Below are 9,476 nucleotides of genomic sequence, written 5' to 3' on the forward strand. Positions count from 1 at the left end.
TAACCAAAAATAGGAAATCCCCCGGCTCTGCCGGGGTGACAGTAGATGTTTGACATATAGGGGAGTCCATCGGAGAACCGACGTTGTGAGCCGCCAAGCACACGATGAAGGAGAAACCGATGGACGAAGGATTGAGCCTAAGGCACAGCAAGTGGGAGTGCAAATATCACATAGTATTTATTCCGAAGTGCCGACGTAGGGTGTTGTACGGTCAGTTACGGAATGATCTTGGGGAGGTATTTCGGGCTTTGGCCCGGCATAAGGAAAGCCGGATAGAAGAAGGGCATCTGATGGTAGACCATGTTCATATGCTGATTTCGATACCGCCGAAGTACGCAGTATCCAGTGTGGTGGGTTACATCAAGGGCAAGAGCGCGATCCATATAGCGCGGACTTACGGTGAACGGAAGCGTAATTTCGTGGGCCAGCATTTTTGGGCGCGTGGGTATTTTGTATCGACGGTGGGTAGAGATGAGGCGATGATTCGAGATTATATTCGCCATCAGGAAAAAGAGGATGAACGAGTAGATCAGTTGAACATATGGAGTTGATCCGGGCCACCCAGTGGTGGCGCCAAAACTGAGGGGCCGCGTTAGCGTCCCCGTTTTAAGCCGCTTTGAGCGGCTCACGAACTAAAGCTCCCGCTTTGCCGGGAGATATTTACTTGGCTGTCAGGGTCATCAGAATATCGGCGTACCAAGTGCAATTAAGGCCCAGCGATTCATCTACCTCGACATCTCTCCCTCCCATATCAATACGTGCTGAGTGCACCCCCAGCAGTTTCCACGGTAAATTCTGGTCCCTGTTCGCAGAGCGCAAGACCACTGGGGCGCCACTGCTGCCCCGATGTGTCCGGGCATCCGTTAGAAAATACCCCTGACCCTGAAAACGTAAACCGAAAGAAGAGGCAATAACGGCTTGCCGTACTACCGGTAAATGGTGCAGCGTATCATGGAACCCCAGCGGAAAGCCCACAACCAATAAAAAACTGCCCACTTCAATTTCTTGGAACGCACTCTGCAAATGTGCGGGTGTAAAACACTGGATCACCACGGACTCCGGTAAGTCGTTACGATTGATTTCAATCACTGCTACATCAATTTCACCGCCGCTATCTTTACCCTGACGCCATAGACTCTTACCATCATGGTATAGATCAATAGATAATGCGGTTGCACAGGTCAAATTTTCAGCATCGGTATGCAGTTCAATCTCAATGCGGTTGGGGAAATGTTTGCTGGGCTTATCAGTCAATACGTGCCGACTGGTTACAAAAAAAAGGTGCTCGCCCCGGGCGAAAAAAAAACCACTGGCGCGCGTGAGTAGACGCGTATTATCAAACGTCGACACGCGAACCGTGGTTAAGAGCAATGGTTCAATCATGGGAATCCTTAGTGCCAGTCATCCGTCGACAGGGCGGAGGGTACCCTCTGCGGCAAGACAAGAGAACCATTGGCATCGGCAATGGCCTCAATACTTATCCATGGTGGGGAAGATACCACCTCTCCAAAAATCGTCGCGAACGCTACATCAGCGGCATCACGGCCCGTACCCAATCGTAACAGCCCCATAGGAATCGCGATGCCAGAAGGGTCGAATAAATACCAGCCTCCAACCAAATAAACCTCTACATAAGCATGGAAGTCGAAAGTGTCATTGCTCAAATTTACGCCATAATTAATACCTGTCGCAAACCGTGCGGGAATATTGCTGGCACGGCAAAGCGCAATCATCAAATGCGCGAAATCGCGATAAACCCCCGCCGTTTCTATAAGTGTGTCAATAGCAGAGCTGTTGGAGTCGGAGGTGTTTTTTACATAGGTAATACGCCCCGCCACCCAGTCACAAATTGCCTGCACACGGCTATATCCTGTTTGACAGTGGCCGAATTCTCGCATGGCGAGAAGATAGAGACGATCTGATTGACAGTATCTACTTGGGTATAAATACCTCAGCGCCTGAAATGGCAATTGCGCCACTGGAATCTCGCCTACCTGTTCCGGTTCAGCTATGTGATGGCTTAGTTCGACAGACGCCGTGTACCTTACCTGCAGAAGTCCCGTTGCCGCGCTTAGGCGTAAAAAGCGGTTACCCGTTGAAGGATCGTCTTCGACGATCCACGGTACACTCTGGTTGATGATTAAAGATTCATGAACCACTTTCTGCCGCTTCGTTTGCGCGGCATGAATGTTGAAAATGAAATCGCTTCCGGGCGCATTCACTTCATAACTCAGCGCCAGGGATAGTTGCAGATGAATCATAGCAAAGGCATCTCTCTGCGCAATAACTGGGCGGCTCTGGTTTCAAGTCTGGCCCTATCGTATATCTCTTTGTCATGCTGAGCCAGCTTTATTGCTGCAACCAGTTGAAAAATATAATTTATATGATTGATTTGAAAGGGGCTTCTTCAAAATATGAGTCAACAGTCATAGTGACGGGTTTTGAGAACGTGATGGTCAGTCCACCGAACGACCGCTTCCGCTGCCCTGCCGCCGTTGAGCCCTGATGGTCGGCAGCAGACTGAAAGCGGTCATTCATTATCCATGACCACTTGCAGAATTTTGTTTTGTTTCATGGCGAATCGCATCTCATCTTCTTGATCTATCAGTGATGCCAATTTCCATGGTGCCAGGGTCCGTGGTGCCAATTGCCATGTTGCCAGGGCCCTGGCCTTCCATGCCCTGCCCATGGTGGCGGCCCCCGCCGAAGCCAAGGTCTGGGTCCATAAGCAACGACAGGGGGTGGCACGGGATAATATCTGACCACTGGTGGCGGCGTGTAATAAGCGACGGGGGGCGGCGCATAATACACCGGCGGTGGCGCGTAGTAGACGGGAGGCGTACCCAATTGCACGCTCAGTCCGGGAACCGCCAATCCTAAAGAAACGGCTGCCATGGCCGATGAACTGGTTAAACTCAACATCGCTGCTGCAAGGACGCCAGCAAAAATTGTCGTGCGTTTTATCGTGCGGGATTGTGGATTATTCATAAATATCTCTCGAAAAATCTCAATGGGCCGGATGGGTAATGTGCTTTCATGCATAGATTGTTATTGATAACCCGCATGCAAGCTCTCTGGAAATAAGCCTGGTGCCCTAACACTCAGTGCAGTAACAGGTCAATTACCGTTCAGGCTGTTTTCTATTTGGGGGAGAGCAGCACCTACACCCGCACCGACCGCACCACCTACCGCAGCACCGACGGCAGGATTGCCCGCAGCGACTGTTCCCAAAACCGCACCGCCAGCAGCGCCGATAGCTCCGCCACTCAGAGCACGCTGGCCCGTTGGGCTCATGTTGGCACAACCGGCTAATGCCATCACTGTTGTCAAAAGTAAGGCTGCCCGGACCCACGAAGCAGCAGGATTTGCACTTTTTATATCCGTTCCAGACATTGTAACCTCCTGTTCAGGTATTTCTCTATCAGACAATAGTCCGTAGAAATCTGCTCACACTACATTATAGCCAACATCTGAGACTTTCATCTGGCTATGATTCTCGTAGATCCTGACTGTAAGGACCAAAGAGGATGCGGACTGGCAGGCCATAAGGCGTCAATTACGATCTGCTGTGGTCACTGCCATGTGTTGATATTCCATTTTATTCCTATTTTTCAATGTGCTGAACGGGTATCGTTCTCCACTGTTCTTTCTTAGAACTGATAATGCAAGTACTGTGGTTTGATTTTCCAGGCACCATGTGGAATATCTAATGCAGAATGCGTGCCCCAAATTTACAGCCAAAGCTACCCCCACGAAGGATCGAATCATGACGCAAAAAACACGGCCAGTCGATCACTGGACGTTAGAGAAACTGCGAAGCCTGCTGGGTTTTATCCTGCGTATAATGATCGCTTGCGGCACTGCCATGATGATCAGTGGCTGCTTGCCGTTAATGGCGGCAAGCGCTGCAGGCAGTGTCGTTTACTATAACATGCCGCATTCCAATAAAAATGCTGATTAAGCGTATTGTCTGACGCCCATTCCCAGTTGCCCTGCTGTGCGGTACATGCGGCCAATAATCGTCTGATAGTGGCTATTATTCAGGGGAGATTCTCAACCTAACTGAAGAGCGACAACACAAATACTTAAAAATTAATCAGATGGAATAAGTCAGCGTCCCACTGTAGTGGACTGACTACAGTGCAGAAGGGCTCGACCGAATAAAAACCGGCTGAAATCTTGTTGGAATGCTTTTTGCTGGTACGCCGTTGGTCTTTTTTATAGGAGCACCATTATGGAATCTATTCCCTCCCCCTCAACAGCACGACGAAAACCGATACTATGGGTGGTGGCTACCACCCTCGTCCTTTCATCGGCCGTTGGGATCACTCCAGCACTCGCCGATAATCTTTCATTAGGCCTGGCCGTTTATGTATCCACTCCCTGGTAGGAATGTTGCGTGTATTTGCAAAACAGGGCTGCGGGCGGTGCAGTGCTGGGTGCTGTTGTGGGTGGCAATCCGGCCGTAGGGGCCGCAGTAGGCGGTGCAGCAGGAGCAGCATCCGGCGCTTTGATGCGCTGAAATCCTGATTCATGACCGAAGGAAAAGCCCCATTTCAGAAAAATGGGGCTTTTTTAGTGACTTTTACAGGGCATACGTGCGCATAAAATCCTTCACGGAGGGGGTGGTGGGGGCGGCGGCCCAGGTTGCTGGTAATAAGCCCCGGGACCCGCTGGCCCTCCGGGCGGCGGTGGGGGCGGTGCAGGATGCGCATAATATCCGCCAGGGCCTGGAGGTGGTCCAGGTGGGTAGGCATAACATCCCGCCAACGCTATCAAGCTGCCGAACAAGGTCGCTACACGTAAAGCTGGTTGCCAGATGTTACGGCGCTTCAGAAACTCCATTTCATGGAACATACGGTTCTCCTGTAGGAAGATCGGTTTTTTATCTTTCCCCGAACAAATAGCTCAGGGGTTACGGTATAAAAAATGTGCATATCTCCTTTCCGCTTTGCGGTCACGTTTTTCGGACTTGTGAAGTGCTTTCCAATATTGAAAAAGCAATAAGCGTTCCAGTACAGCGAAAGGATCTTGCGACAGAGGCGACATGCTGAGCAGTGCCCGATTCCAGAAGAGAAGGGATCCGTTTTTATGGTAAGGGCATACAACAGGGACGCTATAGAGCCATATTGTCGCTAAAGTACAACAGATCTGCTGAAGAAAGGGTCATGTAGTCGCACCATTTCGTGTGCGGACGGCGCAGGCCACTGATTACATGAAAAATATATCCAACGGGAACCTTTGGCATAAATTCTGCTTTCTTAGTCTCTGGACTCGACAGGGAGATTGTCTGCTTCTTGTCTATCCCGAGTGGCTTGATCGTAACGGGGTGACTTCGAAAGTCCTGCCATCACTTTCCGGCTGTTTTTTGACTCAACCAACAGGAGTGTTCCGATGATTCAGAAAAAAACATGGCTTACCGCATTGACCCTCGCACTGGCATTACCCCTGGGCGCAGAAGCGTCCGTATATGGCGTCATGAATCAGGTCGGGGTTTCCGGCAATGTACAAGGGGCCACCAATCGGTATGGGAACACCAACGGTGGACTCGGTCTACGGGCCAGCCTTTACAATGGTGGATTGTTCGGCACGGCGAAATACCGCCATGAGTTCGGGGCTACCTACCAGGGTTACACCGGTGGCAATACCAACACCATTGGGCTCAAGCTCGGCTATCTTTTCAACGCCAGCAATATCCTGGCTGTCGGGCCTTATGTCGGCTATGAGTATAACCGCTTTGCACAGTCCAATGCCTATTATGACTCTCACTCTTCGCTGAGCACCAACGGTCTGGGTGGTGGTCTTTATGCGGCAGCATCTCTGCCAGGCGTCAATTTCACCGGATATGTCGGATACCTTGGCGGTATTTCGGAAACCCAGCATCTCTCTGGATTCGCACCAACCACTTTCAATCGTACTTCAGACCTTCTGCAAATGGGGGTGAACGCCTATTATCCCCTAATGGCCAATGTCTCCCTGTACGTCGGATTACATGATGATGATTTTACACAGCGAGGCGCGCCGAATATTCTTCGCGGCGATGTGGGCTTGGGTATGCAGTTTTAAGGCACAATGCGGGCAGGATGGTCTGAAGCATACATCAACCCAGAGACAGCGAACCGTGCTCTGGGTTGATGTCTTCATGATTCAGTGATTTTACTGAAAAGTAAAGAAGCGTCTTTATTCAGGAACGCGAAATGCGTGTACGTCTCGAGGTCAAGCATAGCCACGAAATCACGGGCCAGCGCAATGGCATTAGTCCAAGCAGCCTTATTCCTCATTAGCTTGAGTTTGATCAGCAATGGGGTATTTGCAACCGATTCATCAAAAAGATCTATTAACTTCTCAATTGGTTCATTCTATAGTTCGATTTCAACAAACTGGACACAATCAGCAAACTCATCTTGTTAATCAGATAAACCGTGTAATATGGCTCCCCAAGAAAAAACGTAATTCAGCACAAAGACCGTATGAAAAAATCCTGTATCCTTATTTTACAGCCTAAAATTAATTTTACTATCGATTTTACGAGTTTATTTAATTCTGCCTATCTCGGTAAATATTGTCTCTCCGCAGCGTTGCGCCTTTGATCTCATCAACCGCCGCACCTTAAGAACGAAAATGCATTAAAGATAGCTTGGCGTCAGCATGAATCCATTTAAGCGTAGCCTCCCGATAAGCTCTCAACGCATAAGGTAAACGTTTCATGATAGTATGAGTAGGCTTGACACCGCGTGAGGCGGACAACGCTTTCTGTATATAGCTTAACCAATGGTGTGCGTTTTCATTCCAATAGTGTGATTGTTTACGATAGATTGGAAGCTTGATTTCCGCGATTTTATGGGATTGCTCACGCTCCAGTGCATCTTGCTTCAGTTTAAGTAGGATGTTTTCTCTGTCAATATCAAGCTGTTGATTAGCATGATGAACTGCACCGGTGATATCGATCGGCATGTTCAGATACAAGCCACCAATGATCGCCATTTTCGTTCTTCCCGCTTCAGGATAGTATGAAGGCCGCATAAAAAGTTTCAGCTTTACATCAATGAATCGTAACCAGCCAAGTTGACGTTGACCATGATAATAGCGAATTAGACCTTCAATGGCAGGATGCAGACGGAGTACACTGGGTGGAATTCGATGGGCATTATCTGTAGATGGGTTTGGTCGTTCAGGAATAAATGAATGAAGCTTCTGCCCAACTGTTTCCATCATCTTGTGTAAAAACACTTCTGAACGCATGTGCGCAAGGTAAACAGACAGGCGAAGTCTTTCAAGAATACCGCGAATAGTCACTGAAATTTTTTTGTTGTGTTTAAATAATGATAACAATCTTTTGAAACTATGTTCAATCTTATAATTATCCCAGTAAGACATATAGGATTTCTGAATCGTTACCTTTATCGATCTATTTTCCGAATCGTAACGAGCGAGATTTTTATAATAGGCAGGTTGCGCTTGAGCGGTAATATGACGCAAATATTTGTTCCCGCCAAATAGATAGTATTTAAATCCAAGTTTTGGCTTCATAATGTAAGCGCGTGGAATCCCGTCATAGTTGAAGTGCGTGTAATGCCCGGCCTTTATTCTCCCCTGGAGAATAGGCGAGCTTTCTGCGTGTAAAATTTTAATTTCCTGCTGGGCTGCACGCACGTCATTTTCCTTTTCACGCATTACCGGTGAATGTTGCGCAATATTTTCTATCTGGTGTAACGTCATCACTTGCTTTGCATAAGCAGGACACACAAAAAATGTGATCATGCATAGGAAAAGCAATGACAACCACCAGTTAAATTTATTTTTTTTAACGAAAATGATATGCAATCCTCCGTCGAGCCCTCAACTATTGATTCCTGAATAATAAATCATAAAATATTTATAACATCCCCAAAAAATATCCAGCACCGCCCCAAACTGCAACCCATATGACTGCACCCAATATATTCCAGAGATAAAAATCCTGTAGTGTTGTTTCTGCGGATCCAGAGATGTAACCTTGAAGTTGCCGCAATGGAACAATGAATCGACCAAATAATACTACTATAGAACCATATTTATTCATGAAAGTATGCGCCTTATTAAGACGTTCTGCTGTAATCCCTATCCATCGCCCATGTTTTTTGATCCATTTGATGCCGACTTTGAAACCTATGTAATAGGCAGCGAACCAACCGGCACTGGTACCAATTATACCAAGGACTAATAATACCAGCGGATTAAAGGCACCTTCGCTGGCTACGAAACCTGCGCCGATTAATAAGGTCTCACCGGGTAAAAAAATGAAGCCAGCACTTTCCAGAAATAAGCCAGCCACGACTATGGCCAATCCATATTGATCCACCACACCCGAAGCTGAAGCGACTGCGGCATGGAGATAGCTTAAGACATAGCTGGAAACTGACATCAGGATTTGGGGTCCGTACGTGATAGTCGAACGGGTAACATTCTGGTCAGCGTATGATCGCGAAGCACGTAATGGTGGTAAAGTGCTGCACCGCTATGAATCACGATCAGAAAAGCCAGCATCAGCGCTACCGCTGCATGCCATTGCAATACATTTGAAAAAACAAAGCGAGGATCGGGAGTCATGGGAAGCGGCATATGCCACGCCAGAATCGTCAACCCCTTACCCAGCAGCCCCATCATCCAGATACCGATGGCGCACTCAACAAGAATGAGCATATAAAATGCGCCATGGACCATCTTGGCCCATAGCTGGTGACTTGGTTGCGCACCTGCGCCTGATCTTCGTCCAGTAATGATCCGTATTATGAATAATGACAGAGTGAGTAATAAAATAAGCAGCCCGATCTCTTCATGCACCACAATGGCACTTGCCAGATGGGCTTGCAGCCAGGCAATGCGCAAGTTGGCGGCACCCAATAGGCCCTGAAAAACAATCAGCACGGCGATCGACCAATGCAACACTTTGAACAGAGTACTCTCCCCAGTCGCCGATGATCCTGTAACTTTTTCATGCTTATTTTTTGTCATTCACACTCCTTATAGAGGTTAATCCTTGCTAGCAATGCTGGTGAATATACCAGATTTTATGAATGGTTTTTTTCATAGATCGGGCATCATGCAGAGCTGCTTTGAAATGATGCGCTTTTAAAGCTAAAACAGTGTCATATCCCAGTCGTTCCGCCTTGTTTTTCAGTATTTTTGTTTCATAGTGAGGATTTTGCGGAGCATGATCCTCATGCGCCACGGCATAAACCGAGCTGAAACACAAAACACTTGCGGTAACTATCTGAATTATCGTTTTTCGGTTTATCTTTAAGCCCATGAGAATCCCCTTGTGCAAATCGATTCAACCAGACATGAATCCCTTCGGGAGAGCCGTACGGGACGCCTTCCCAGATTTCTCATACTGGAGGGTGTCCTGAATGCCCATACAGGCATGCATTCTTCCTCTAAATATTCCCGAATCTTCCGGACGAATCGTTTTGACGCCATAGAAGAACGCAATATTG

The 9,476-nt window shown here is 47.9% G+C and carries 11 protein-coding genes; 4 read left to right on the forward strand and 7 right to left on the reverse strand.

The window, feature by feature from the left end:
- The first annotated feature begins 119 nt into the window (after window positions 1-119).
- Window positions 120-551, forward strand: coding sequence for an IS200/IS605 family transposase (gene tnpA / locus AC2VLY_RS01420; protein WP_193649316.1), 432 nt, complete (start codon window positions 120-122; stop codon window positions 549-551).
- Between the two features lie 109 nt (window positions 552-660).
- Here tnpA and AC2VLY_RS01425 read toward each other — a convergent pair whose 3' ends face one another.
- The 3 genes from AC2VLY_RS01425 to AC2VLY_RS01435 all read right to left on the reverse strand — a co-directional run bounded on the left by AC2VLY_RS01425 (window position 661) and on the right by AC2VLY_RS01435 (window position 3,393).
- A complete protein-coding gene (locus AC2VLY_RS01425) occupies window positions 661-1,383 on the reverse strand; it encodes a S1 family peptidase (protein ID WP_486893108.1) in 723 nt (240 codons plus the stop codon).
- An 8-nt stretch (window positions 1,384-1,391) separates the two neighbouring features.
- A complete protein-coding gene (locus AC2VLY_RS01430; protein WP_486893107.1) occupies window positions 1,392-2,261 on the reverse strand; it encodes a transglutaminase-like domain-containing protein in 870 nt (289 codons plus the stop codon).
- An 856-nt stretch (window positions 2,262-3,117) separates the two neighbouring features.
- Window positions 3,118-3,393: a glycine zipper domain-containing protein gene (locus AC2VLY_RS01435; protein ID WP_227485388.1), complete on the reverse strand. Its 276-nt coding sequence runs from the start codon at window positions 3,391-3,393 to the stop codon at window positions 3,118-3,120.
- A gap of 373 nt (window positions 3,394-3,766) precedes the next feature.
- On the opposite strand from AC2VLY_RS01435, the gene AC2VLY_RS01440 reads away from it, so the two are divergent.
- The 3 genes from AC2VLY_RS01440 to AC2VLY_RS01450 all read left to right on the forward strand — a co-directional run bounded on the left by AC2VLY_RS01440 (window position 3,767) and on the right by AC2VLY_RS01450 (window position 6,066).
- Window positions 3,767-3,961 carry a hypothetical protein gene (locus AC2VLY_RS01440; protein WP_486893106.1) on the forward strand — a complete coding sequence of 65 codons (195 nt, stop codon included), beginning with the start codon at window positions 3,767-3,769 and terminating at the stop codon, window positions 3,959-3,961.
- A 438-nt stretch (window positions 3,962-4,399) separates the two neighbouring features.
- On the forward strand, window positions 4,400-4,522 hold the full coding sequence (locus tag AC2VLY_RS01445) for a hypothetical protein (RefSeq protein ID WP_486893105.1): 123 nt from the start codon (window positions 4,400-4,402) through the stop codon (window positions 4,520-4,522).
- An 872-nt stretch (window positions 4,523-5,394) separates the two neighbouring features.
- Window positions 5,395-6,066, forward strand: a complete 672-nt coding sequence (locus AC2VLY_RS01450) for a hypothetical protein (RefSeq protein WP_010636709.1) — start codon at window positions 5,395-5,397, stop codon at window positions 6,064-6,066.
- Window positions 6,067-6,609: 543 nt separating this feature from the next.
- Here AC2VLY_RS01450 and AC2VLY_RS01455 read toward each other — a convergent pair.
- The 4 genes from AC2VLY_RS01455 to AC2VLY_RS01470 all read right to left on the reverse strand — a co-directional run bounded on the left by AC2VLY_RS01455 (window position 6,610) and on the right by AC2VLY_RS01470 (window position 9,289).
- Window positions 6,610-7,761, reverse strand: coding sequence for a hypothetical protein (locus AC2VLY_RS01455; RefSeq protein WP_486921656.1), 1,152 nt, complete (start codon window positions 7,759-7,761; stop codon window positions 6,610-6,612).
- Window positions 7,762-7,876: 115 nt separating this feature from the next.
- Window positions 7,877-8,404: a DedA family protein gene (locus AC2VLY_RS01460; RefSeq protein ID WP_486893103.1), complete on the reverse strand. Its 528-nt coding sequence runs from the start codon at window positions 8,402-8,404 to the stop codon at window positions 7,877-7,879.
- Window positions 8,404-8,994 (reverse strand): cytochrome b, encoded by a 591-nt coding sequence (locus AC2VLY_RS01465; RefSeq protein WP_193651464.1) that lies wholly within the window; start codon window positions 8,992-8,994, stop codon window positions 8,404-8,406. The genes AC2VLY_RS01460 and AC2VLY_RS01465 overlap by 1 nt, the downstream gene beginning before the upstream one ends.
- A gap of 28 nt (window positions 8,995-9,022) precedes the next feature.
- Complete coding sequence (locus tag AC2VLY_RS01470; protein ID WP_193651465.1) at window positions 9,023-9,289, reverse strand: hypothetical protein; 267 nt, start codon at window positions 9,287-9,289, stop codon at window positions 9,023-9,025.
- Between the last annotated feature and the right edge of the window lie 187 nt (window positions 9,290-9,476).

It is taken from the genome of Acidithiobacillus sp. TH-A36, from assembly GCF_057473445.1.

Excerpts from the sequence above, each read along its gene's own strand:
- AC2VLY_RS01465 (WP_193651464.1), bottom strand. The coding sequence starts at position 8,994 with ATGACAAAAAATAAGCATGAAAAAGTTACAGGATCATCGGCGACTGGG.
- AC2VLY_RS01430 (WP_486893107.1), bottom strand. The coding sequence starts at position 2,261 with ATGATTCATCTGCAACTATCCCTGGCGCTGAGTTATGAAGTGAATGCG.
- AC2VLY_RS01440 (WP_486893106.1), top strand. The coding sequence starts at position 3,767 with ATGACGCAAAAAACACGGCCAGTCGATCACTGGACGTTAGAGAAACTG.
- AC2VLY_RS01460 (WP_486893103.1), bottom strand. The coding sequence starts at position 8,404 with ATGTCAGTTTCCAGCTATGTCTTAAGCTATCTCCATGCCGCAGTCGCT.
- AC2VLY_RS01450 (WP_010636709.1), top strand. The coding sequence starts at position 5,395 with ATGATTCAGAAAAAAACATGGCTTACCGCATTGACCCTCGCACTGGCA.
- tnpA (WP_193649316.1), top strand. The coding sequence starts at position 120 with ATGGACGAAGGATTGAGCCTAAGGCACAGCAAGTGGGAGTGCAAATAT.
- AC2VLY_RS01455 (WP_486921656.1), bottom strand. The coding sequence starts at position 7,761 with ATGATCACATTTTTTGTGTGTCCTGCTTATGCAAAGCAAGTGATGACG.
- AC2VLY_RS01425 (WP_486893108.1), bottom strand. The coding sequence starts at position 1,383 with ATGATTGAACCATTGCTCTTAACCACGGTTCGCGTGTCGACGTTTGAT.
- AC2VLY_RS01435 (WP_227485388.1), bottom strand. The coding sequence starts at position 3,393 with ATGTCTGGAACGGATATAAAAAGTGCAAATCCTGCTGCTTCGTGGGTC.
- AC2VLY_RS01470 (WP_193651465.1), bottom strand. The coding sequence starts at position 9,289 with ATGGGCTTAAAGATAAACCGAAAAACGATAATTCAGATAGTTACCGCA.